Source organism: Alloscardovia macacae, from assembly GCF_002259705.1.
In the GTDB taxonomy this organism is placed as follows: domain Bacteria; phylum Actinomycetota; class Actinomycetes; order Actinomycetales; family Bifidobacteriaceae; genus Alloscardovia; species Alloscardovia macacae.
Genome location: NZ_MWWT01000001.1, coordinates 119,972 through 143,302 on the forward strand (window position 1 = coordinate 119,972; position 23,331 = coordinate 143,302).

17 protein-coding genes and 1 pseudogene are annotated in these 23,331 nt (G+C 58.5%); 13 read left to right on the forward strand and 5 right to left on the reverse strand.

Annotated features, from left to right (window positions below; genetic code table 11):
* Nucleotides 1–2: 2 nt before the first annotated feature.
* The gene (locus ALMA_RS00520; RefSeq protein WP_094725928.1) at nucleotides 3–734 is read right to left on the reverse strand and encodes a hypothetical protein; all 732 of its coding nucleotides are present in this window, start codon (nucleotides 732–734) and stop codon (nucleotides 3–5) included.
* 300 nt (nucleotides 735–1,034) lie between these two features.
* Nucleotides 1,035–1,899: pseudogene (locus ALMA_RS00525) on the reverse strand (serine/threonine-protein kinase); the annotation flags it as partial.
* Between the two features lie 304 nt (nucleotides 1,900–2,203).
* On the opposite strand from ALMA_RS00525, the gene ALMA_RS00530 reads away from it, so the two are divergent.
* Both ALMA_RS00530 and ALMA_RS00535 read left to right on the forward strand, forming a co-directional pair.
* Complete coding sequence (locus ALMA_RS00530) at nucleotides 2,204–3,331, forward strand: ABC transporter ATP-binding protein (protein WP_086106893.1); 1,128 nt, start codon at nucleotides 2,204–2,206, stop codon at nucleotides 3,329–3,331.
* A gap of 111 nt (nucleotides 3,332–3,442) precedes the next feature.
* On the forward strand, nucleotides 3,443–4,810 hold the full coding sequence (locus ALMA_RS00535; protein WP_086106894.1) for a DUF4032 domain-containing protein: 1,368 nt from the start codon (nucleotides 3,443–3,445) through the stop codon (nucleotides 4,808–4,810).
* Between the two features lie 67 nt (nucleotides 4,811–4,877).
* Here the strand turns inward: ALMA_RS00535 and rlmB are convergent, their stop codons facing one another.
* Nucleotides 4,878–5,858 (reverse strand): 23S rRNA (guanosine(2251)-2'-O)-methyltransferase RlmB, encoded by a 981-nt coding sequence (gene rlmB, locus ALMA_RS00540; RefSeq protein ID WP_094725930.1) that lies wholly within the window; start codon nucleotides 5,856–5,858, stop codon nucleotides 4,878–4,880.
* Nucleotides 5,859–6,171: 313 nt separating this feature from the next.
* Between rlmB and ALMA_RS00545 the strand changes: the two genes are divergently transcribed.
* The 7 genes from ALMA_RS00545 to nagA all read left to right on the forward strand — a co-directional run bounded on the left by ALMA_RS00545 (nucleotide 6,172) and on the right by nagA (nucleotide 15,521).
* Complete coding sequence (locus ALMA_RS00545; RefSeq protein ID WP_094726170.1) at nucleotides 6,172–7,761, forward strand: ABC transporter substrate-binding protein; 1,590 nt, start codon at nucleotides 6,172–6,174, stop codon at nucleotides 7,759–7,761.
* Nucleotides 7,762–7,946: 185 nt separating this feature from the next.
* Nucleotides 7,947–8,903 (forward strand): ABC transporter permease, encoded by a 957-nt coding sequence (locus tag ALMA_RS00550; protein ID WP_086106896.1) that lies wholly within the window; start codon nucleotides 7,947–7,949, stop codon nucleotides 8,901–8,903.
* Between the two features lies 1 nt (nucleotide 8,904).
* Entirely contained in the window at nucleotides 8,905–11,049 is a 2,145-nt protein-coding gene (locus ALMA_RS00555; RefSeq protein ID WP_094725931.1) for a dipeptide/oligopeptide/nickel ABC transporter permease/ATP-binding protein, read from the forward strand.
* Nucleotides 11,042–11,878, forward strand: coding sequence for an ABC transporter ATP-binding protein (locus tag ALMA_RS00560; RefSeq protein WP_094725932.1), 837 nt, complete (start codon nucleotides 11,042–11,044; stop codon nucleotides 11,876–11,878). The genes ALMA_RS00555 and ALMA_RS00560 overlap by 8 nt, the downstream gene beginning before the upstream one ends.
* A 221-nt stretch (nucleotides 11,879–12,099) precedes the next feature.
* Nucleotides 12,100–13,068 (forward strand): dihydrodipicolinate synthase family protein, encoded by a 969-nt coding sequence (locus tag ALMA_RS00565; RefSeq protein WP_086106899.1) that lies wholly within the window; start codon nucleotides 12,100–12,102, stop codon nucleotides 13,066–13,068.
* A 24-nt stretch (nucleotides 13,069–13,092) separates the two neighbouring features.
* The gene (nagB, locus tag ALMA_RS00570; protein ID WP_094725933.1) at nucleotides 13,093–13,881 is read left to right on the forward strand and encodes a glucosamine-6-phosphate deaminase; all 789 of its coding nucleotides are present in this window, start codon (nucleotides 13,093–13,095) and stop codon (nucleotides 13,879–13,881) included.
* 380 nt (nucleotides 13,882–14,261) lie between these two features.
* A complete protein-coding gene (gene nagA, locus ALMA_RS00575; protein ID WP_094726171.1) occupies nucleotides 14,262–15,521 on the forward strand; it encodes an N-acetylglucosamine-6-phosphate deacetylase in 1,260 nt (419 codons plus the stop codon).
* A 63-nt stretch (nucleotides 15,522–15,584) separates the two neighbouring features.
* Here nagA and ALMA_RS00580 read toward each other — a convergent pair whose 3' ends face one another.
* Entirely contained in the window at nucleotides 15,585–16,379 is a 795-nt protein-coding gene (locus ALMA_RS00580) for a FadR/GntR family transcriptional regulator (protein WP_094725934.1), read from the reverse strand.
* 288 nt (nucleotides 16,380–16,667) lie between these two features.
* On the opposite strand from ALMA_RS00580, the gene ALMA_RS00585 reads away from it, so the two are divergent.
* From ALMA_RS00585 to ALMA_RS00600, 4 genes are all read left to right on the forward strand, one after another.
* The gene (locus tag ALMA_RS00585; protein WP_377866934.1) at nucleotides 16,668–17,639 is read left to right on the forward strand and encodes a DUF4862 family protein; all 972 of its coding nucleotides are present in this window, start codon (nucleotides 16,668–16,670) and stop codon (nucleotides 17,637–17,639) included.
* Nucleotides 17,632–18,618 (forward strand): ROK family protein, encoded by a 987-nt coding sequence (locus ALMA_RS00590; protein ID WP_094725935.1) that lies wholly within the window; start codon nucleotides 17,632–17,634, stop codon nucleotides 18,616–18,618. The genes ALMA_RS00585 and ALMA_RS00590 overlap by 8 nt, the downstream gene beginning before the upstream one ends.
* Before the next feature lie 68 nt (nucleotides 18,619–18,686).
* Complete coding sequence (locus tag ALMA_RS00595) at nucleotides 18,687–19,364, forward strand: N-acetylmannosamine-6-phosphate 2-epimerase (RefSeq protein WP_094725936.1); 678 nt, start codon at nucleotides 18,687–18,689, stop codon at nucleotides 19,362–19,364.
* 376 nt (nucleotides 19,365–19,740) lie between these two features.
* The gene (locus ALMA_RS00600; RefSeq protein ID WP_158520619.1) at nucleotides 19,741–22,110 is read left to right on the forward strand and encodes a sialidase family protein; all 2,370 of its coding nucleotides are present in this window, start codon (nucleotides 19,741–19,743) and stop codon (nucleotides 22,108–22,110) included.
* On the opposite strand, the gene ALMA_RS00605 is transcribed toward ALMA_RS00600, so the two are convergent.
* Nucleotides 22,077–23,309 carry a CPBP family intramembrane glutamic endopeptidase gene (locus ALMA_RS00605; protein ID WP_158520620.1) on the reverse strand — a complete coding sequence of 411 codons (1,233 nt, stop codon included), beginning with the start codon at nucleotides 23,307–23,309 and terminating at the stop codon, nucleotides 22,077–22,079. The genes ALMA_RS00600 and ALMA_RS00605 overlap by 34 nt on opposite strands.
* Nucleotides 23,310–23,331 lie beyond the last annotated feature (22 nt).

Here is a 23,331-nt window from a genome sequence, read left to right on the forward strand (position 1 = left end):
TTTCACGCACGCAGGATTTCTGTCAATTCTCCCGTGAAGAACGCGGCCTGTATATCCGGCAGCGGAGCCCACTGCACGCTGCTCGAGGTAGCTATTTCTAGGAGGACACCGAGGGCAGCAAGGCTCCACATTCCGAAGAGACAGATTTTCGCTGTGCGCGATACCTCCAGTGGTGCATGCAGTCCTTCATATAAAGACTGTGCCTGGTGGTGCGCCACGAAGAGGTACCATCCCAGGAGCGTTCCCACCGCGTTGATAAGCGCGAAGGTAGAGGAATAATTGCCAAACTCGACAGAAAATCCCCCGAAACGCAGCGCCAGAACGCATGCAGCATTCACGAGAAGTAGCACAAGCGCGGCGCCAAGCGTGCTGGACAGGGCGGTCGCGGCGGCTTTCAGCGCGTGCCATGGCAGGGCGAGGGTGAGCGCGAGCGTACTCGAGCCGCGGCGCCGGGTAAGGACACGCGAACCGCGCATCGAGGCGAGGAAACTGAACCCGGCCACGCACGCGAGGCTGGCGAACGGCAGATATGCGCCGAGCCCCACCGCGAGAAATCCGAGGGCGAGCGCATACAGATGCGTGCGGCGCGGCGGCTGCCAGGCGTCCTCCTGCGCGGACGGCGCGGACGGCGCATACTGACCGTACTGCTGAGCAGATGCGTACGGCTCAGCAGGTGTATACGCAGGCGGAGCCGGTGCGGGCGCAGGAGCTATAGAACCCGGCGGCATGGCCATGGTCGCCGGCTCAGTCGGTCTCGGCAGCCCAAGCGCTGACGAGGGCGCGAAAGCTGCCGAAGACAGCACGCGCGTCTGACCATCGGATGCGGGCTCTGCGTACGTGCCGCGTGCAGGCTCGGTGTTAAGAACGCGGGTGGCGCCCGAAGAGTCGCGCGAGAAAGGGAGGCATCACGGATGTTTTCTCCTCTCTCGGGGTGGCGCCACTCGGGCTCATAGCAGCGTCACCGGTAGACGTAGCATTCGGCCGCAGTACCGTCGTCGCGCCGATTCCAGGCATGGCAGCCGGCGCATCCCACAGTTCTGGAGTGAGCGCGTCCTCATGGATAGCGCTCAGCAGGTCCTGCGCGGAGCAGCGCTGCATACGGTCCGGATTTAGCGCCATACGCATCGCGTTCAGCGTAACGGGCGGCAGGCCAGTGAGATCCGCGTTTCCCGAAGCGGCGCGTTCGAGCACGGTCATGAGCGGCGAGGAGCCGAAGACCGGGCGGCCCGTGGCGGCGAAAGCGAGGACGGCGGCCACGCTCCACCAGTCGGTGGCCTCGTCGGATTCCGCGCCATCGATGATTTCCGGCGCGATAAAGCCCGGTGTACCCATGACCAGGCCCGTGCGCGTGACGTGCGATTCATTCTCGCCCATCGCGATGCCGAAGTCCACGAGGATGGGGCCGTTCGGCGAGATCATAACGTTCGTCGGCTTGATATCGCGGTGAATGATGCCGGCTGCGTGCACGGCGTCCACCGCGTCTATGAGCATGCGCGCGAGATTTTCGAGGTCCTCCGCGGTATAGCGCCCGTTTTCGTACACGTCGTCGCGCAGATTCTTCCCCTCGATGAGCTCCGTGACGATGAAGGCGAGCGCGTCGTCGAGCTCCATATCCACGATACGGTTCACGCCCGGATGGTCTATCTTCCTGAGTGCGAGAGCTTCGCGGCGGAAGCGTTCGCGTGCGGTCAATTTCTCCTCATTGCTTCCCGTCCCGTTCACGTCTGCAGGCTCTTCTTTCAGGGAGTCGAGCAGGATCTTCATGGCGTAGACGGTGCCACCGTCGTCGCGCACGCGCCAAATGGTGCCCATGCCCCCCTGGTCGAGGCGGCTGAGCAGCGTATATCCTCCCACCACATGGCCAGGAGCGAGGTCTAAAGCGGAAAACTCATCTACCATAATGGTCTCTAGTATAGTGCGCCGTACTCTCAACTGAAGTGGGGCGGTGAGGTGAGGTGGTTCTAGCGGTCCATGCTCGCCGTGAATGGTGCACATCTATGTGACGCGCCAGTGCTGCTGTGACGTCGCTCACGTTCTGTGCAAACGTGTGCAAAAAATTCTGCCAGCCCGGGCGCGTCGGGGAGGCCACCGTGTATAGTGGGTAGTGGCTCGAAGAAGAGTTATCTTCCCAGAACCACAAAGAATAACCGAAAACCTCTCACTCGGATCGTTGGGCACGTACCTGCCCATGAAAGGAATAATTATGGCAGAAGTGGTATTTGAGAACGTTACCCGCATTTACCCAGGTAACGACACCCCATCCGTGGATAACCTGAACCTGACCATCGAAGACGGCGAGTTCCTCGTACTCGTCGGACCATCTGGTTGCGGTAAGTCCACGACGTTGCGCATGCTTGCAGGCCTCGAAGAGGTAAATAAGGGCCGTATCCTCATCGGTGGCAAGGATGTCACGAACATGCAGCCTAAGGACCGCGACATCGCTATGGTCTTCCAGAACTACGCTCTGTACCCACACATGACTGTGGCAGATAACATGGGCTTCGCTCTGAAGATCGCTGGCACTCCTAAGGATGAGATTCGCGCTCGCGTCGAAAAGGCAGCAGCCATCCTCGACCTGACTGAGTATCTCGACCGTAAGCCTAAGGCTCTGTCTGGTGGTCAGCGCCAGCGTGTGGCTATGGGTCGCGCTATCGTGCGTCAGCCTAAGGTCTTCCTCATGGATGAACCACTCTCGAACCTCGATGCAAAGCTTCGTGTACAGACCCGTACGCAGATCGCTGCTCTGCAGCGTCAGCTCGGCGTCACCACGCTGTACGTGACCCACGACCAGACGGAAGCTCTGACCATGGGTGATCGCATCGCTGTTATTAAGCTCGGCATCCTGCAGCAGGTAGGTGCTCCTACCGAGCTGTACGACCGCCCAGAGAACGTCTTCGTCGCAGGCTTCATCGGCTCGCCTTCCATGAACATCTCCACCCATAAGGTAGAGAATGGTAAGGCTATCATCGGTGATGACGCTATCACCCTCCCAGCAGAGGTCGTCTCTAAGCTCACTGCTGAAGATGGTGGAAAGATCATCATCGGCTTCCGTCCAGAAGATGCATCCCTCGCATCGGACACTGAGCCAGATGCATTCAAGCTGAACGTCCTGAACGTGGAAGACCTCGGCTCTGACGGTTACATCTACGGTAACATCGTGGATGCAGAAGGCTCGGATGAAGCAGCATCCGTCATGTCTGATCAGAATAACATGACCACGGTGCGTGTGAACCCACGTGCTCTCCCGCAGGTCGGTGCTACGGTACGCATCCACATCGACCCTACGAAGATGCACCTGTTCGCACCTTCCACGGAACTGCGCCTGAACTAAGAGCTCGCTGAGCTAGATTAGTGTGAGAAAAGCGGTGTGCGGCCGAAAGCTGCCACCGCTTTTCGTATAATGAAGCTAGACATACACGAGATACATGAGAGAGGAGCTCGCATGGTAGATCCACGCTTATCGAATGCTACGTCGAAGACTGAGGAGTCTGCAGCAGACCAGGCTGAGCCTCAGACTCTGAACATTACTGCAGCCACAGCGAACCCGCGCCTGTTCACCCTGCCGTGGTCGCTTCCCCTCGTGAAGTGGTCGCAGGATCTCATCGTGAATCTTCCTCGAGGAATATCTCGCCACGTGGTGCGCTTCGTACGCGTGGGAGACCACATCGATGCCATGAAAGAGATATCGTACCGTTCGGCGGTGAAAGAGTACGAGATGCTGCGCAGCCTCGAGAAGATAGACGTGCCGAGCGTAAAGCCTATAGGCGTCGTGGCTGGCCGCCGAAATGCGAAGGGGGAGCCGCTCGAGGCCATTCTCGTCACCGAGCAGCTGAAGTTCTCGCTGCCGTATCGCGCTCTCTTCGCGCGAAACTTGCGCGCGGATACGGCTGACCGTCTCATCGACGCTCTGGCAGTCCTGCTCGTGCGCCTGCATCTGCAGGGATTCTACTGGGGCGATGTATCCCTCTCGAACGTTCTGTTCTTGCGCGATGCGGATAATTTTTCCGCTGTCCTCGTGGACGCTGAAACCGGCGCACTGTATGCGAACCTGACGGATGGACAGCGTGAGTATGACATCGACCTCGCGCGCACGAACATCATCGGCGAACTCATGGACCTGCATTCGGGGAACCTTCTTCCGAGTGAGGTAGATGAGATAGAGGTGGGGAACCGCCTCGCAGACCGCTACCACGAGCTGTGGGATGCGCTGACGGGCATGTCCTCCTTCGCTCCAGATGAGATGTGGAAGATAGAGCAGCGTGTGAACCGTCTGAATGACCTCGGCTTCGACGTGGACGAGCTGGAGATGACCACCACAGATGATGGAACGCGCATTAATGTGCGCCCACGCGTGGTGGATGCGGGCTATGCCTCGAATAAGCTTCTGCGTCTGACTGGCTTAGACGTGCAGGAAAGCCAGGCTCGCCGCCTGCTGAATGACATCGATGCGTACCGTACCTCCACGTGGCGTCAGGGAGATGAGCTGGAAGTGGTGGCCACAGACTGGATGCGGGAAGTCTTCGAGCCTACGGTGCGCCGCATTCCGCCAGAGTACCGTATGCAGATAGAACCGGCGCAGTTCTTCCATGAAGTGCTGAATCATCGCTGGATGATGGCGGAGAAGATAGGTCATGATGTCTCTACGCCAGAGGCTGTAGATGATTACATCGAGACTGAGTTACGCGAGTATGACATGGATCCAGATGCCATCCAGTCCATTCTGGATGAGGCAGACTCGGGTGTGATGGATGAATTCGGAGACTATCACGCTGAAGATGACCCAGATGCGGCCGTCTGGGCGAGCGAGTGACACTCTTTCGGGCATACGAAAAAGGGGCAGTGTGGAAAAACGCACTGCCCCTTTTCTCGTGAAGTATCTACTCGGCGCTGATGCGTGCCTTATGCACGGTATAAAGCGCTATGCCGGCTGCCACGGATGCATTCAGCGACTCCACCATGGAGGTCATAGGAATGCCCACGATGGAATCACACGATTCGCGCACGAGGCGGCTAATGCCCTTACCTTCCGAGCCGAGAACCACCACGAGTGGGTCCGTCTCAAAGCCAGACTCACCCACGAGTGCATCTCCACCGCCGTCGAGGCCGATGGCGTAGTATCCACGCTCATGGAGGCTTTCTATGGCCTTCGTGAGGTTTACCACGCGAGCCACAGGCATGTGCGCTGCCGCTCCTGCGGACACCTTCCATGCGGCAGATGTAACCGATGCGCTGCGACGCTCTGGAAGGATAACGCCATTCGCTCCGAATGCTGCTGCAGAGCGAATCACTGCGCCGAGGTTCTGTGGGTCAGTGACGCCATCGAGAGCGATGAACAGTGGGCGCGCGAGGTTTCGCGCCTTCGGCGATGCGTTCGCCAGAGCTGCTGCCTTCGCTTCTGCACGGTCTGCCAGCTGAGCAAGCGATGCATACTGGTATGGCTGTACACGCAGCACCACACCCTGATGGTTCGAGCTGCGTGCTATGCGGTCCATCTCCAGACGGTCTGCTTCCAGCAGTGGTAGCCCCTTGAGGCCGGCGAGCTTTACTATCTCGCGAGTACGGTCATCATGCTCGAGGCGCGATGCCACGTACACGTCCTTACTTGGCACACCTACACGCAGAGCCTCGAGGACGGCATTACGGCCGATGACGATGTCATCTGCATCAGATGTGAACTTCGCCACACGGCGCTTCGCTGCCAGACGCGGGTCTGCAGCCTTCCGCTTATCTGCAGCCTTCTTCGCCGCGTATGCCTTATGATACACGCGGTCTTCAGCCTTAGGAGTAGGCCCCTTACCTGCTAACTTATTACGGTGCTTTCCACCTGAACCCTTAGTCGGTCCCTTTTTATTCGCCATGGTTCTAGTTTACGCTATACCGGGGGATGAGTGAGATGGAGGAAGAATTGACAGAAAACGACGCGCCGAAAAACTGTAGAAAACGCAAAAAGGTAGCGGAAATGTGACCGTTCACTCTTATAAGTAGCCCACAAACAAACAAAACGAACAAAAAATTCTCCCGCTCGCCTTGACATATGATGTCTGATGTCTTACGATTTATATCAGGAGATAACTCCAGCCCCATGGTTTCGAAGAAAGTTCCGAAGCACGGTAGCAGCAGAGGTTTCTGAAGAGCTATGAGGAAAACCTTTCAGTGTTGAAGGAGAATGACATGAAGTTTGGGAAGTCAGTCAAGGTAGCTGCAGGTTTTGCAGCCGCTGCCCTCCTGCTCGCCGGATGCGGTTCGGGGAATAAGGCCGCAAGCACCGACGAAAAGAAGGCAGATGCCAGCCCAGCTGTCAGCACCGTCGTGCCAGACACCATAACCGCGCAGGTCGCATACGCTGGACAGAACTATAACCCACTGTCCACCTCTCAGGCCCTGCCACAGTCGGCGAACTGGAACGTCGTCGAACCACTGTACACCCGTCAGATGAATGACTTTAAGCTGGTATCCGGCCTGGCTAAGGGTGAGCCAAAGATGATCTCGGACACCGAGTACGAGATTACCCTGCGCGATGGCGCGAAGTTCTCGGATGGTACTCCTGTCACCGCGGCGGACGTAAAGTCCTCCTTCGAGCGCATGATGGCGCCAGGCAGCCTGTACCTGTCCATGCTGAACTTCATCCAGAGCGTGGAAGCAAAGAGCGATACCGTCGTCACCTTTAAGCTCGCGAAGCCATACAGCCTCTTTAAGGAGCGTCTCGCACTGGTAGGCATCGTGCCGGCATCCATGTCTGACGAAGCTCTGCAGAAGATGCCTATCGGCTCCGGTCCTTATAAGTTCAAGGAGATTACGGACCTGAAGGTCACCTTCGAGAAGAACGATAACTATAACGGTGAGTGGAAGGCTCTGTCGAAGAACATGGTGTGGAACGTGTCCGTGGATGACACTGCACGCGTCACCGCTATGCAGTCGGGCCAGAACGACATCATGGAGAATGTTCCTGCAAAGGCATTCGACACGCTGAAGACCTCCGGTTCTGAGCTGCATAAGGCTCAGGGCTTTAACCAGGCATTCGTGATGTTTAACACGAAGAAGGCTCCATTCGATAAGAAGGAAGTCCGCCAGGCTGTGCTCTACGGCATCGACGTAGACACGCTCATTAAGAACCAGCTGGCCGGCCAGGCTGAAGCTGCCACGAGCTTCCTGCCGAAGAGCTTTAAGTACTACCACAAGGCGAAGAACGTCTACACCTATAACGTAGAGAAGGCGAAGAAGCTCCTCAAGGATGCTGGTGTGAATGGTGGCGTAAAGTTTACGCTCTACACCACGGACCACACCTGGATTACCGAGCTGGCTCCACAGATTAAGAATAACCTCGAAGCTCTCGGCTTCACTGTGGACATCCAGTCCATGAAGTCCTCTGCTCTGTACCCGAACATCACGGATAAAGAGAATGCAGACTACTCCATGGTTATCGCTCCTGGTGACCCATCCGTCTTCGGTAACGACCCAGATATCCTCATGAACTGGTGGTACGGAGATAACGCATGGACGAAGACCCGTACCTTCTGGAAGGGCTCGGAAGGCTACACGAAGCTCCACGAGTACATGGATAAGGCCGCTGCATCCAACGATGATAAGGTGCGCATGGAGAACTGGAACGATGCTATGGACCTCCTGTCCGAAGAAGTCCCACTGTATCCACTCTTCCACCGTCAGCTCACCACTGCAGTACGCAAGGGCGTGTTTAAGGACTATAAGGCAGGCGGCACCGTCGGTCTGTTCTTCCTGAACCAGAAGCTGGCGAAGGAATAAGCCACAGTAAGCTGAAGTGAGCAGGGGTAAGATTCTCTATCTTACACAGTTCACATGCTGAAGGTGGGGGAGGGGAACTCCTCCTTCCCCACCTTTTCTATTCCCTCTGGGTGGTGCTGCTCTATAGTCGAGCACGTTCCACCGTCCGCGGAGAGAAAACTAGGAGTTACAAAGGGGTAAAACTCATGACAAATCTATTACGACTATTAGGAAAGAGGCTCGCGTCGCTGCCACTGGTGGCATTCGGCGTCGTCTTCCTCGTCTTCTTCTTAATGTCCTTCTCGCGCTATGATCCAGCAGTAGCTGCGCTGGGCGAGAATGCGACGACCGAGCAGCTCGATGCATACCGTGCGGCGAATGGCCTGAATAATCCATGGTATGTGCGCTTCTTCATCTACATCTGGAACATGCTGCATGGCGACCTCGGCACGTATGGCGTGAACCACGAGTCTGTGGCTGCGAAAATCGGCCAGGCGTTCCCTATCACCCTTCAGCTGACTTTCATCGGTCTGGTCGTGGTGGTCGTGGTGGCTGCACTGTTCGGTGTTCTGGCTGCGCTGTTCCGCGACACGTGGGTCGATCAGGCCATCCGCGTCGTGTCCATCATCGCCATCGCGACGCCTTCCTTCTGGCTCGGCGTTCTGCTCATCTACGTTCTGCAGATTAAGCTCGGACTGCTTCCAGGCGCGGGCATCCTTCCGAACTTCTTCGACGACCCGGCTGGCTACCTCGCTCGTATGGCTATGCCTGCTTTCTCGCTCGGTCTGCCTGTAGCTGGTCAATTAATCCGCGTCATTCGTACGTCGATGGTCGAAGAGCTGGATAAGGACTACGTGCGCACTGCCATAGGTGCGGGTATCCCGAAGGCTGTAGTAGTCTCGCGTAACGTTCTGCGTAACGCACTGATTACTCCTATCACCGTTCTCGGTATGAAGATAGGTTACCTCATGGGTGGTGCCATCGTCATCGAAGTCATCTTCGCTCTTCCTGGCATGGGTACCACGCTGTTCGAGGGCATTAACGGTAATGAACCTATCCTGGTTCAGGGCGTAGTCCTCGTGGTAGCGCTTTCCTTCGTCATCATAAACATCATCGTTGATCTGCTCTACGTGCTCATCAACCCACGCATTAGGACGGTGTGACATGCTGTTTGGTAAGAATTCCGCTGCACACGCAGCATCTCAGCCAGGCGTGAAGCTACGCAGGTTCGCCCACCTGAAGATGGGTACGAAGCTCGCTGCACTCTTCATCGCTCTGCTTATCCTCGTGGCCATCTTCGCGCCACTGTTCTCTCCACACGATCCGCTGGAGATAACCATGAGCTACCAGGCTCCGAGCGCAGACCACCTCTTCGGTACAGATAACCTCGGTCGAGACGTGATGAGCCGCGTCTTCTATGGCGCGCGATTCTCGCTGGCCATAGGTCTGGGCGCTATAGCCTTCGCACTCGTCTTCGGTGCACTCATCGGCGCTATCGCAGCAGTATCTCGCCCATGGGTATCCGAGATTATCATGCGCATCGTGGACATCTTCATGTCCGTTCCTGGCATCGCACTGGCAGCAGTGTTCGTGACCATACTCGGACAGTCCATGTTCGGCATCATCGTGGCTATCGGTATCCTCTACGTTCCGCAGATCACCCGAGTGGTGCGCGCGAACATCATCAGTGAATACGGACAGGACTATGTGCGTGCAGTCATCGTCTCCGGTGCTCGTGCACCATGGATCCTCGTCAAGCACGTGGCGCGTAATATCGCAGCTCCAGTCATGGTGTTCACCACCCTGTCTGTGGCAGACGCCATCGTCTTCGAAGCATCTCTGTCCTTCATTAACCTGGGCTTCCCAGAGCCTACCCCTACCTGGGGTAATATCCTGTCTTCCGCAAAGCAGGGCGTTATCTTCGGATACTGGTGGCAGGCACTGTATCCAGGTCTGGCCATCATGATCACGGTCCTGTGCCTGAACATCCTGTCCGAAGGCATCACCGATGCCATCGTCTCTGCGCCGAGTGCCCCAGTGGTGAAGAACGCAGTAGACGCAGAGCAGGCGCGTAAGGAAGACCTGCTTCTGGCTGACCCAGTAGCTGCTTACGAAGCACAGCACGAGTCTCTCGTGAAGTCCCTCGAGCAGCTGAAGGAAGCAGAGTCGAAGCGCACAGACCGCTTCGTTCCAGTAGGCGAGCAGGCTGGTGAGCCAGTCATCGAAGTAAAGGATCTGTGCATCTCCTTCCCACGCCACGGAGACGTGAACGTGGTAGACCACGTATCCTTCTACGTCCGCCCAGGTGAGACCATGGGCCTGGTGGGTGAGTCCGGATGCGGTAAGTCCATCACCTCCCTGACCATCATGGGTCTGCTCGACAAGCGCGCGAAGATCTCCGGTGAGATTAACTTCGACGGTAAGAACCTCGTGGGCCTCGATCCGAAGGAGCATAACGCTCTGCGCGGTAATGAGATAGCTATGATCTACCAGGATGCTCTCAGCTCTCTGAACCCATCCATGCTCATTAAGAACCAGATGGCTCAGCTGACCAAGCGCGGTGGTACCCGCACTGCAGAAGAGCTCCTCACGCTTGTAGGTCTCGACCCGAAGCGCGTACTGGAATCCTATCCACATGAGCTCTCCGGTGGACAGCGTCAGCGCGTCCTCATCGCTATGGCACTGACGCGCGACCCGAAGCTCATCATCGCGGACGAACCGACTACGGCTCTGGATGTAACCGTACAGCGCCAGGTCATAGACCTGCTGAATGAGCTGCGCGAAAAGCTCGGCTTCGCCATGATCTTCGTGTCCCACGACCTCGCACTCGTCGCGAAGGTGGCGCATAAGATCACCGTCATGTACGCAGGTCAGGTCGTCGAGCAGGGCTCCACGCAGGAGATCCTCACGGACCCTCGTCACGAGTACACCCGTGGTCTGCTCGGTTCGGTTATCTCCATCGAAGCAGGACAGACTCCACTGCACCAGGTTCCTGGTACAGTGCCGAGCCCAAAGGACTTCCCAGAGGGAGACCGCTTCGCTCCTCGTTCCTCGCATCCATATGATGCACTGGATGAGCATCCTGTGATGATAGAAATCCCAGATACCCACCACCGTTATGCTGTTCGCCCATCGCTTTCGAAGCTGGACGTGGATAATAACAAGGCAGGGCATCAGGGTGAGATGATTCACCTCATCGACCCAGCACTGAATAACGCATTCGACGACGGTGCAGACGTGCCAGGAGATACCTCGAACGTCATCGTCACCGACACGACTGATACCACGGAGGAGGCTAAGAATGAGTAACTCCACTCAGACCACGTCTGCCACTCCTATCATCGAGCTGAAGGACATTAAGGTCGTCTTTAAGACTCGTACGGGAGGACTCTTCCACCCGAATAAGATTACCGCAGTGAACGGCGTAAGCCTCACACTGATGCCAGGCCAGACCATCGGTCTGGTAGGTGAGTCTGGCTGCGGAAAGTCCACCACAGCGAACGTACTGTGCGGACTGCAGCTGGCCACCGAAGGTAAGGTCATCTTTAAGGGGCATGACGTGACGAAGCGCACGGCGGACGAACGCAAGGAGATAGGTCGCGTCGTATCCGTGGTCTTCCAGGATCCTGCCACCGCTCTGAACGCGCGTATGAAGGTCATCGACCAGCTCATCGACCCTCTCGTCGTGCACTCTCTGGGCAGCAAGCAGGAACGCATGGACCGGGCTATGGAGCTCATCCGTATGGTGGGCCTTCCTACCTCCGCTCTGGATGCACTTCCAGGACAGCTCTCTGGTGGTCAGCGCCAGCGTGTGGCTATAGCTCGAGCTCTGAGCCTCAAGCCAGACGTCATCATCGCTGATGAGCCGACCTCTGCACTGGATGTGTCCGTTCGTGCACAGATTCTGAATCTGCTCACGAACCTGAAGAAAGAACTTGGTTTGGCCATGGTGTTCATCAGCCACGATATTCAGACGGTACGCTACGTATCGGATGAGATAGTGGTGATGAACGGTGGGCAGATAGTAGAACGCGGTACTGCGAAGGATGTGTTCTATAACCCACAGCATCCATACACCAAGACTCTTCTGGCGGCTGCACCTTCTCTCCTGCATCCGACCGAAGAGGAATGCGCATAGGTTTACCCCTAGCAGGCGTATACGCTGTGCAGTGGGCAGATGTACTGAGTCGTTCGCGCTCGCTGCACAGTGTATACCACATATAGATGTGCGGCCTAGTCCTGGACTTCCTTCCACACATGCATCATATGGTGCAGGGCTAGGCTCGCCTTTCTAGTACAGAAACGAAAAACACACAGGACGCTCCTCATAGCAGAGGAGTTAGAAGAAAAGGATGTATTATGGATACTCGATTCAGGGGCGTATTCCCTCCAGTAGTAACTGCTCTGACCGCTGACGGCCAGCTCGACGAAGTGTCCTTCGCGCGTAGCATTAACCGCATGATAGACGCCGGCGTACACGGCCTGTTCGTCCTCGGATCTTCGGGTGAGGTAGCATTCAGCACGGATGAGCGTCGCCGCGAGATCATCGAAGCAGCAGTGCGCATCGTAGACCACCGTGTTCCGCTGCTCGTAGGCTGCATCGATACTGAGTCGAAGCGCGTCATCGAGCATGCAAAGCAGGCTCAGGCTCTCGGCGCAGATGCCATCGTGGCTACTGCTCCGTTCTACGCTCTGGGTGGTATGGCAGAGGTGGAGCGTCACTTCCGCCTCATCCACGAAGCAGTGGACCTTCCACTGTTCGCGTACGACATTCCAGTATGCGTGCACACGAAGCTCCCGGCAGGGCTTCTCGTCAAGCTCGGTCTCGATGGAGTACTCACGGGTGTGAAGGACTCCTCGAATGATGATGCTGGCTTCCGCTTCCTCGCTGACGCGAATAAGAAGGCAGGTCATCCACTCGTCCTGCTCACCGGCCAGGAAGTAGTGGTGGACGGTGCATACATGGCTGGTGCAGATGGTTCTGTACCAGGCCTGGCGAATGTGGAGGCCACGGGCTACGTGCGCATGTGGAATGCGTATGAAGCAGGCGACTGGGCTACCGTGCGTAAGGAGCAGGACTTCCTCGCTGACCTCATGCGTATCGTTCTGGTACCACAGGGTGTCCAGGGCTACGGCAGTGGTGTGGGTGCCTTTAAGACTGCTATGGCACTTCTCGGCGTCTTCGACACGAACCAGATGCCAGAGCCAGTTCTGCCACTGAAGGGTGAGAATGTAGAGCGCGTGGCAGAAGTACTGCGCGAAGTAGGCCTCGAACCAGCTGTGAGCGTGGACGCGGTGAGCGCGAGCGCAGCAGTGCGAGAATTGTAAAAAAGACAGAAACGAGGACGAACGATGGCAGAAGTACTGATCGTTAAAACTCAGGAAGAAGCCGGCGCCATCTACGCGCAGGCGGTGGGCGAGGCCATCAAGGCGAACCCGAAGCTCGTGCTCGGTCTGGCTACCGGCTCGACTCCTCACACGGCCTATCAAGCTCTCGCGAAGAAGGTAAAGGATGAGGGCATAGACGTCTCACAGGTGCGTGGATTTGCGCTCGATGAGTACGCCGGACTCGACCCAGAGCACCCAGAGTCCTACCACAGCGTCATCCGACGCGAAGTGGTGGAGCCGGTGGGACTGAACCCAGAGCTCATTAACGTGCCGAACGGCGCTCTCGAAACGCTTCCGCATGCAGGCGCAGACTATGACGCGGCTATAGAAGCGGCCGGCGGTGTGGATATTCAGATCCTCGGCATCGGCACAGACGGGCACATAGGCTTTAACGAGCCAGGAAGCTCGCTCGCGTCGCCGACGCGCATGAAGACGCTGACAGAGCAGACGCGCATCGATAACGCACGCTTCTTCGACGGGGACCTCAGTCAGGTTCCTACGCACTGCATCACACAGGGCGTGGGCACCATTATGAAGGCTCGGCATCTCATTCTTCTCGCCTTTGGTGAGGGGAAGGCAGACGCGGTGGCGGCGAGTGTGGAAGGCCCAGTGACCTCCATCTGCCCGGCATCCGCGCTGCAGATGCACCCTCATGCCACGTTCATAGTGGATGAGGCGGCGGCATCGAAGCTCCAGTACGCGCAGTACTATGCGTGGGTGGCGCAGAATAAGCCAGAATGGCAGAAGCTGTAGGGTGAAAACTACATGACGAAGGTTATGCATCTCAGGCTTTCCTTCCACTGAAAAAGATGGCTCTTGCGCTCCGCGTGGGTCACGACGTGTTCTTATGTACACGTCGTGACCCGGGGCGTGGGGGCTCATTCTTTAGGAACGTTCTTTAGGAACGTTCTTTAGAATCGTTAAGAATCACTTGAGAATGAATCCATAGTGTTTCCTGGAGTGAAGCGCTCGCGAGGTGCGAGCTGGGGGTTCTCGCGCATGCGACGTTTCACGTGAAACATTCGGAGGTTTATATGAGTGTACTGATACAGAAAGTTCCAGATTCACTGGATGAGCGCGCGAAGATAGCCGCGCGCATCGATGATGCCATGCGCGGTGCTGCGCAGGCGGGAATGGCACAGCCCGATTCGGCGCAGACTAATCCGGTGCAGGTCGGTACAGGCCGCATCACTATCTTCGAGCACGCCCGCGTGGTGGATGCTCTCGGCGACGAGCGCGATGCGTGGCTTATCCTGCGCGATGGCGTCATCATAGTCCGTGGAGTGGGAGATGTCCTGCTGGAAGCCATAAAAGATGAGCTTATCTCCGAGGTGGGCGTCTCTGCGCGAGACATGCGCGTGCTGGATGTAAAGGGCGCCATAGTGTGCCCAGGATACATAGATATCCATTCGCATGGAGGCTGGGGCTCGGCCTTTGATGATGGCCCGGAGGCCATATCCATGGCGCGCGCTTTCCATATGCTGCATGGTACTACGCGTAATGTGCTCTCCCTCATTACGAATCCGTGGGAGAATCTGCTCGAGAATGTCCGCGTGGCTGCTGGCGTGACGAAACAGCGTGAAGATGTGCTGGGTCTACATCTGGAGGGTCCGTTCCTCGCGGTAAAGAGGAAAGGTGCGCATGATGAGCAGTGTCTGCTCGACCCTACTCCTGAGCGGGTGGAGCAGCTGCTCGACGCGGCGGATGGTACGCTTCAGCAGATCACCATAGCGCCGGAGCTACCTCATGGCATGAGCGCCATAGAGCAGTTCGCGCGTGCGGGAGTGCATCCGGCTGTGGGGCACTGTGATGCAGATTATGACCAGGCTCGTGCTGGCTTCGAGCATGGCGCAAGCATTATGACGCACATGTTTAACGCGATGAATGGCATCTCGCACCGCGCTCCGGGGCCTATTCCTGCTGCTACGCAGAATGATGGGGTGACGGTGGAGCTCATAGCCGACGGCTTCCACGTGCAGGTTCCTGTGCTGCGTTCGGCTGTTCAGATGACGCAGCATCGTCTCGCGCTCGTCACTGACGCTATGGCTGCGGCGGGCTGCCCGGATGGCGCATATCTTCTGGGGAATCTGGAAGTGAACGTCGTAGATGGTCATGCTCGGCTCGTCTCGAATGGTGCTATCGCTGGCTCCACGCTGAACCTCGAGGAGGCTGTGCAGCGCATGGTGCTTGAGGTGGGCATGAGCGTGCGCGATGCTATAGAGGCTGCTACGTTTACGCCGGCTCGAGCGCTTGGGCTGGACCGTCCGAATGCGGTGACGAGTGCACCTGTGGGCTTGCTGCGTCAGGGATTTGCTGCTGACGTGCTCGTGCTGCATCCGGCTACGCTCGAGGTGCAGGAGGTCTGGTGCGCGGGCGTGCAGATAGGCGAGTAGATGGCTTATGCGAACGGGGGCGAGAGATGCGTTACTCTCGCCCCCGTTCTGCGTTTCCGTTTGTCACTGGGTCCGCGTGTGAATAATTTGTTCAATTGGCCTATAATGCGCGGCTACAGCCGAACGGTAGCCCTCCGCGTCCCCGTTCAGAGCGCTCTCGAGGATATCGCGGTGCGACTGCGCGGACTGCTCGAGGCTCACGGATATCTCCGAATTCAGAGCCGGAACGACGGCCATGTGTACGAGCCACAGGCTCTGGGTGAGCTGGCGGGCCACAGCGTTATCCACGCAGTCCATGAGCCCCTGATGGAAGGCGATGTCCTGCTGAAGGAAAGTCTTCCCGTCGCGCGCGCAGGCGCTCATCTGCTCGATGAGCTCGCGCAGACGGTTTATATCCTCTTTGGAAAGCTGATGGACGCCCTCGATAATCTGCGGAGCCAGGCCCTGGTCGAGGATTTTTCTGAGCTCTACGATATCCGCGAGGTCTCCGTAGGCATCTGCATTCGGAATCATAGCGCGGAAGGATAGTGCTTCGACGAGCGGGTCCAGAGACAGGGCTCCGACGAAGGTGCCCTTCCCGTGCACTACGCTTACGATGTCCAGAGCTTCGAGTTTGCGCAGGGCCTCGCGTACAGATGAGCGCGCGGACTTCAAGTACTCACAGAGGTAGGACTCTGTGGGCAGAGGATCTCCTGGCTGAAGGCGTTCCTGGATAATATACGCTTTAATGGCATCCATGGTCGTGTCTACGCGACGGCGTGAGGACATGGCGGCTTCGGTAGGCGTAGTCGTTAAGGAGTGGGTTATCTCATTCACGTTCGCTGCATCTGGCAGGTGTGCGATATCCTCGGCATTCATGGCAGTCTCCTTACATTTCGGCGCAGCAGGTACATCCGTGTACGGGCAGGAGCGGGTGCTCCTGAGTACTGTGCGTGGGCTTCGATATACTGGCTCAGTAGGGTTCTGCCGGCGAGTTTTGTGGGCGCGGCACGAACGGTCTGGGCGTTCAGCATTCTGTGCTTGTTTATATTATATATAATTATCAGACATCAGACAACTGTGCTATACTAAAAGTGGAATGAAAGCTCATTTCTGTGTGGAAAAGTAAATAGGCACAAAACACGAAGGAGTGTATCCATGAGTGACATGAGTGAACAGACAGGGGTGAAGGCCGAAGGCGTGCGCATCCCACACATGATGGTGGCAGGCGTGTACGCCTCGCAGCCAGGGGATGCGTCGGGGCGAGAAGCATACTATGCGCTGCTGGCTGGCGAAGAGTGGATAGATGGTGCGGAAATACCATATCCTGGAGAACTCGCTGACCCGCAGACGCGTGCATGGCTCGCTGCCCACGTCCCAGCACACTGGCATGCGAATACGGTGACCATGATTCCTGGCACCATGCAGAACATAGGGAAAAACCCAGACTTCGGCTTAGCTAGTAGCGTTCTCGAGGGGCGCCAAGCCGCGCTCGCACACCTCGATACCGCACGGGAAGCTCTCGCCGACTTCGCCCAGCTGCGTGGTTCTCAGGACGTACGCTTCGTAGAAATCCACTCGGGCCCTAAGGGTCGTCCGGGAGCTCTGGCCAGTAAAGAAGCCATGTGCGAAAGCCTCGAGACCATCCTGAGCTGGGACTGGGGTGGAGCACAGCTCGTCATCGAGCACTGCGACAGGTATGTGGACGGTCAGACGCCAGAAAAGGGATTCCTCAGCATCGAGGATGAGATAGACCTCGCAAAGGAACTCGGCATAGGCATAACGGTGAACTGGGGACGTAGCGTCGTCGAAGGACGCTCAGCTGAACTGGCGGATAATCATGTCCGCGCGTGTGCTGAAGCGGGAGTACTCGCAGGCCTTATGTTCTCTGGAGCTGGTCCAGAAGCTACGCAGTATGGCTACGCGTGGATAGACGGGCACCTTCCACTGAGCGTGGATGAGCCGACCTCGTGGATGACTCCTGAGCGCGTAGCAGCAGATGTTCAGCTCGCTGGCGCTGCTGAAAGCTGGCTCGAGCACGGATATGTGGGAACGAAGGTGTGCGTGCCTGCAGATGCAGATCTCGCTACTCGCCTGAGCTATATGAAGCATATCTCCGAGGTGATTCAGCATGGCTAATGCAGTAGTACCAGAAGAAACGTATCTCGCACTCGACATAGGCGGGACGAAAGTAAATAGTGGCTTCGTTACACTGAGCGAAGAGGGCTACACGGTAACCGGCCAGGAACGTATCCCTACTATGGCTCAGCGTGGCGGACAGGATGTGCTCCTGCGCATCGTCCACCTTGTAGAACGCCAGGTGGCTCAAGCAAAGACACAAGGCATAGAGCTGAAGGGCATAGGCATAGGCAGTGCAGGAGTGGTGGATAGCGAGCATGGGCTCATCGCCACGGCTACAGACACTATGCCAGGCTGGGCTGGAGCACGCGTGGCAGAAGCCATCCACCTCGGACGTGGCCTCGCGGATATCCCTCTGTACATGGTGGGAGATGTAGGCGCACATGGTCTAGGAGAAGCGCTGCGTGGAGCGGGAGTGGGGTATGACTCCGTCCTGTCCATAGGCGTGGGAACGGGCATCGGCGGAGCCTATATCCAGCACGGTAAGCTCCTCACGGGCGAACACGGTGTGGCAGGCCATGCTGGACATATCCCGCACGGCCTCGGGAAGGGAGTGCTGTGCTCCTGCGGAACCACTGCCGGGCACATAGAGCCAGTGGCATCTGGCACGGGGCTCGCCACGCTGTATAACCTGCGTAAAGAGCAGGCTGGACAGGACAGCTTCGTGGAGAATGGTGCTGAAGTGGTGGCGCGCATGAATGAGGGGGAAGAATTCGCCCGCATGATAGTGACCACATCGGCCACCGCACTCGGCGAGTGCATAGCGGGCATGGGGAACCTCTTCGATCCATCGGTCATCATCATCTCCGGATCCGTAGTAAAAGCAGGTCCGCAGTGGTGGGATGCGCTGCGCGCAGGATTCCTCAGCTCGGCGCTGCCACTGGTTCAGAAGACTCAGCTCGTCCAGGGCGAGCTTGGAGATGACGCGCCACTCGTGGGTGCGGCGAGTGCCATTCAGCGCCATCTGCGGGAAGCGTAAGCAGAAGCGATAGCGCTGAAAGACACGGAAAATTGACAGAAAAAATAACACAAGTCAAAGGAGACATCATGGTCCATCCACTCATAGAACAGCTCAAAGGCGGACTCGTGGTCAGCTGCCAGGCGTACCCAGGCGAGCCGCTGCGCCATCCGGAGACGATGGCGCAGATGGCACAGGCCGCGGTCATCGGCGGGGCGGTGGGCATACGCTGCCAGGGACTGGCAGACATCAGCGCCATTAAGGGGCAGGTAGAAGTGCCGGTCATAGGCATCTGGAAGGACGGGCACGAGGGCGTCTTCATCACGCCTACGCTGCGGCACGCGCGCTGCTGCATGGCCGCCGGCGCGGACATCATCGCGCTCGACGCCACGCGTCGCCCGCGCCCAGACGGGCTGACGTACGCGCAGACCGTGGAAGCGCTGCACGCGGAAGGAGCGCTCGTTATGGCGGACTGCGGAAGCTTCGAAGACGCGAAGATGGCCGTGGACGCGGGCTCAGACATCATCTCCACCACGCTGGCCGGATATACGGGCGAGCGCGAGAAGACGCACGGGCCGGACTTCGAACTGCTCGGACAGATGATCGACGCGTTCCCGGATGTGCCGGTGCTGTGTGAGGGGCGCATTCACACGCCGGACGATCTCGCGCAGGTTATGCAGATGGGCGCGTGGTGCGCGGTCGTGGGCACGGCCATCACGCATCCGACCACGATTACGACGTGGTTTGCGGATAGGCTGCGCGGATAGTCAGCGCGAGTAGGCTGCCGGTGAGCGTATCCGCAGCCGGCGCGCGGGTAAGGCGTAGAAGCTGAAGCTGCTGGGTGGGGCGGAGCGAAAACCGCCCCACTTTTCGCGCGGAGAGGGCGCAGAGGCGTGACGTCTGTCTGACTTCGCTGGCTTCGGCTATCGAAGGATGGGGAGAGACGAGCGTCAGGGCGAGAAGTTGTTTGTAAATCATCTCATTTTTTCCGGAAATAGAGCTCTGGAAGCTCTCTTAGTGAGACGATTTACAAACAACTCGCGTTACATCGCCTCCCGCTCTCCCCGCTCTTCCCGCGACACCTCCTCGCTCTCCCCGTACCGCACCTGTACCGACCGACCCCAGAACCGAGAGGAAGGCATCATGACTGTATCCGACCGCTTCGTTTACGGCGACCTCGCCGGCCCAGAAGCGAGCCTGTGTATAGAGTTTTCAGCACGTACAGATGGCGTGCTGCTGTCCGCGCTGCCGGATGCATCCGTATCGCATGCATCGTCCGCGCCGGCTACAGAGCTCTCGCCGGCTGCGTCCGACCCCGCTGGCAGCACCGACCCTGCTGACACCGCCCCGCTCTGGCAGCTGAGCATCGAGCATGGCTCGCTCGTTCTCCGTGCTGCAGGCCGCGTCCTCGACATGGAGGATACGTACGGCGTAGCGTTCGGCACTCCGCACACGCTCGTGCTGACGTTCGCTTCACCCGCTTTCCCCGCTTCCCCCGTTTCCGTCGACAGCGTGAGCGGCTCGGGAGTTTCGGACGCCGCCAGTTCCGCCGGCTTTGGCACGCGCGTCTACCTCGACGGCTACCAGGTGTTCTCCTGCACGGCTGATCTGCGGCCCCCGGCTGGTTCAGCGCTCGAGACTTCCGCCATGCTGACGTCGCTCACCACGCATCCGCGCGCCCTCGCCGCAGCGGACGTCTGCGCGCGTTACACGTGCCCGCTTCCGGACGTGGAGTTCAGCGCCGCGTACGTGTCTGCACCGGACGTGGCAGCTGTGCGCGCGCTCAGCTGTGGGACGCTCCACACGCGCATGCGCGTGCGCGGCCGCGGACAGAAGGGCACGGTACTCGCCGCCTCGACCGGTGGGCGCGAAGTGCTCAGCCTGAGCGTGGATGAGACCGGCTTCCTCTACCGTGTGTGCGTGCGCGGGACGTGGGAGGAGTTTCGCGCTGAGGGCTTCTGGACTGATGGCAATTTTCACGATGTCGTGGTCCGCGCTTTCCGCGGTGCCATCGACATCTACGTGGACGGTTTCCTCGCCCTGCATCAGCCAGGGCAGCATTTCTTCGCGGAGGCAGGTTCGGCGGCAGAAGACATCGACGCCATCTGGATAGGCCAGAATTCGACCGGCGAGCGTCTCTTCGGCGAAGTACGGAACGGTGGCATCTACACATATCCACTGACAGACGGGCAGATAGCTGCACTCGCGCACCGCGAGCCCCTGACCACCACAGCGCTCTTCGACTCTGGTTACGAAGGCTCGGCGAGCTACCGCATTCCCTCCCTTGTGACTACGCCCAGCGGTGTGCTCATCGCTGGAGCAGACCAGCGCCTCGTGAACTCGAATGACACTCCGAATGAGATTCACTTCGTCATTCGCCGAAGCCTCGACGGGGGCCAGACGTGGCAGCCTCTCCAGACTGTCATCGCTTATCCGAGTGGACCGGACGGTCCGAGTGTGGACGGTCCGAGCACCATCGATTCCTGCATGGTCGTGGATACGCTCTCGAAGGAGCATCCGGGGCGCATCACCGTACTCGTGGACCATTTCCCGGGCGGAGTAGGTTTCGCGAATGCCACGAAGGAGCGTGGTACGGACGATGCTGGCCGTCTCCTCCTCGAGGACCGCGACGGCAGCCGGTACGCGCTGAACCCAGACGGCTCCGTAGACGGCCACTTGGAGTACCACGTCGCCCCAGATGGCTTCGTCACGAAAAACGGCACTCCCGCGGGGAATATCCACTGGAAGCAAGGCCTCGACCCGGCAGAAAGTCTTCTCACCCTCCGCACGAGTTTCCTCGTGGAAGTCCACTCGGATGATGACGGCGCCACATGGTCACAGCCCAGGTACATCGACTGGATGCTGCGTGAAGACTGGATGAAATTCCTCGGTACCGGTCCGGGTTGCGGCATTCAGCTCCACCACGGCCCGCATGCCGGACGCCTGCTCATCCCGTATTACTGCTGCGGTGAAAATCCTGTCATGAATGCCAGCGGCATGCTCATTTCGGATGACGGGGGAGAGACGTGGCGCCGCGGACAGTGCGTTTTCGAAAGTGACGTGGACATCTCGAACTTTGAGGATAATCGCTTCGTCAGCTCCGAATCCACCTGTGTGGAACTGGCTGATGGCAGCGTGCTCACCTTCTTCAGAAATCAGCATCCGTCCGGTCGCATAGGCACAGCCATCAGCCACGATGGCGGCGAGACCTGGCAGAACGCGAGTTTCGACGCCGCTGTGCCGGACATCTTCAGCCAGCCGAATGCGCTGAGCCTCGGGGACGACCGCGTGCTGTTCGCGAATGCGAGCCTCATGCGCCCGTACCGCGGCTGCGGCGTGCTGCGTCTGAGCGAGGACGGCGGCCGCACGTGGGCGCGCTCGCGCTGCGTGCAGCCGTACCATTACGTCTATCAGTGTATGGTGCTGCGCCCGGACGGCGACATAGGCCTGCTCTGGGAGCGCGAGACGGCCGGTGTCTACTATACGCGAGTTCCGCGCGGCTGGTTTGAGTAGCGATACTGCTGCATGGCCAATTTCTGCGCTCGTTTCAGCTGGGCCTTATACGTGCGCGCATCCTGCCACCTACGGTAGCTCGAGCGGAGAGTATCACGCAGGCGACTCACATGGTCAGGGCCTGCAGCATCAAACCAGTGGCGCTTTTTCGCACCCCAGACGATGATAGCTGCGATGAGCAGCTGCACGGTGATGTCCACCACAGCCGTCCATACCGGCGTAGCCGCGGCTTCGCCGGACGCGTCGTAGAATCCGAATGCTTCGAAGAGCACGATGGTCACGTTATTCGCCACATGCATGCCTATCCCTGCTTCCAGTCCTCCCAGATACATGGTCAGATATCCGGTGATGAGACCGAGCGTGAAAATGGTGCTCAGTCCTACGAGATCATACATGTGCAGGGAGGTGAAGATAAGAGCCGGAAGAATTGGCACGAGGAAATGCGCCGAACGAGGAATCCACAGGCCGGCAGCCTGCAGCAGAAGTCCGCGGAAGACATACTCCTCCGTCGCGCACTGCACGGGCACGAGCGTGACGGCCAGCAGGAGCGTGGCGAGCGAGGGCAGGCGCAGACTATACTGCGCGCCCGAGGCGATGTCCACGAGGACGGAGCCCGCGTTCAGGCCGGCGAAGAGGACGAAGGCTACGAGCGTGGACTTCAGAACGGCAGCCCAGCGCAGATGGCCGAAGACGCTGGATAAGGAGCCGAAACTCTGGCGTTTCATGATCTTCAGCGTCCACCACAAGCCGGGAAGCATGATGGCCACCGAGCCGAACTGGAAGATGATAACGGTGGCATTCGCCGGGTCGGCCGTTATATCTGTGGCCGGACGCATGTTCAGCGTGAAGTCCAGGAAGGAGTCGATGCTCAGCTGGCCGAGCGCGCTGAAGACCACAGCCACGAGAACCGCGAGACTGAAGACGTTATAGATGACGAGGAAGATGGGCACAGTGGCCAGAGGCGTCCAGCGCGGGTTACGCGCGGTGTCGCGCAGAGTGGACGCGTAGCTCGCTCCCCTCAGCCACCCGAGCTGGTGCGTGCGTACGAGCTCCTCAGGGCGGCGGTATGTGGTGGCCGGCGGATCAGGAATGCGCGGGGCCGTGTAGGACAGCTCCGGCATCGTGACGACGGGTATGCGCGGTCGCGGCGGCGCGGGAGTCACCGGCGCGGGCGGTGCGGGAAAATGGGCCATAGTCATACTGCATATTCTACGCATGCTC

Bases quoted from the DNA above. Each gene is read 5' to 3' on its own strand.
- ALMA_RS00595 (WP_094725936.1), top strand. From the start codon at position 18,687: ATGGTCCATCCACTCATAGAACAGCTCAAAGGCGGACTCGTGGTCAGC.
- ALMA_RS00590 (WP_094725935.1), top strand. From the start codon at position 17,632: ATGGCTAATGCAGTAGTACCAGAAGAAACGTATCTCGCACTCGACATA.
- ALMA_RS00600 (WP_158520619.1), top strand. From the start codon at position 19,741: ATGACTGTATCCGACCGCTTCGTTTACGGCGACCTCGCCGGCCCAGAA.
- ALMA_RS00545 (WP_094726170.1), top strand. From the start codon at position 6,172: ATGAAGTTTGGGAAGTCAGTCAAGGTAGCTGCAGGTTTTGCAGCCGCT.
- ALMA_RS00580 (WP_094725934.1), bottom strand. From the start codon at position 16,379: ATGAATGCCGAGGATATCGCACACCTGCCAGATGCAGCGAACGTGAAT.
- ALMA_RS00560 (WP_094725932.1), top strand. From the start codon at position 11,042: ATGAGTAACTCCACTCAGACCACGTCTGCCACTCCTATCATCGAGCTG.
- ALMA_RS00585 (WP_377866934.1), top strand. From the start codon at position 16,668: ATGAGTGAACAGACAGGGGTGAAGGCCGAAGGCGTGCGCATCCCACAC.
- nagA (WP_094726171.1), top strand. From the start codon at position 14,262: ATGGCACAGCCCGATTCGGCGCAGACTAATCCGGTGCAGGTCGGTACA.
- ALMA_RS00565 (WP_086106899.1), top strand. From the start codon at position 12,100: ATGGATACTCGATTCAGGGGCGTATTCCCTCCAGTAGTAACTGCTCTG.
- ALMA_RS00535 (WP_086106894.1), top strand. From the start codon at position 3,443: ATGGTAGATCCACGCTTATCGAATGCTACGTCGAAGACTGAGGAGTCT.
- ALMA_RS00550 (WP_086106896.1), top strand. From the start codon at position 7,947: ATGACAAATCTATTACGACTATTAGGAAAGAGGCTCGCGTCGCTGCCA.
- nagB (WP_094725933.1), top strand. From the start codon at position 13,093: ATGGCAGAAGTACTGATCGTTAAAACTCAGGAAGAAGCCGGCGCCATC.
- ALMA_RS00605 (WP_158520620.1), bottom strand. From the start codon at position 23,309: ATGACTATGGCCCATTTTCCCGCACCGCCCGCGCCGGTGACTCCCGCG.
- rlmB (WP_094725930.1), bottom strand. From the start codon at position 5,858: ATGGCGAATAAAAAGGGACCGACTAAGGGTTCAGGTGGAAAGCACCGT.
- ALMA_RS00530 (WP_086106893.1), top strand. From the start codon at position 2,204: ATGGCAGAAGTGGTATTTGAGAACGTTACCCGCATTTACCCAGGTAAC.
- ALMA_RS00555 (WP_094725931.1), top strand. From the start codon at position 8,905: ATGCTGTTTGGTAAGAATTCCGCTGCACACGCAGCATCTCAGCCAGGC.
- ALMA_RS00520 (WP_094725928.1), bottom strand. From the start codon at position 734: ATGGCCATGCCGCCGGGTTCTATAGCTCCTGCGCCCGCACCGGCTCCG.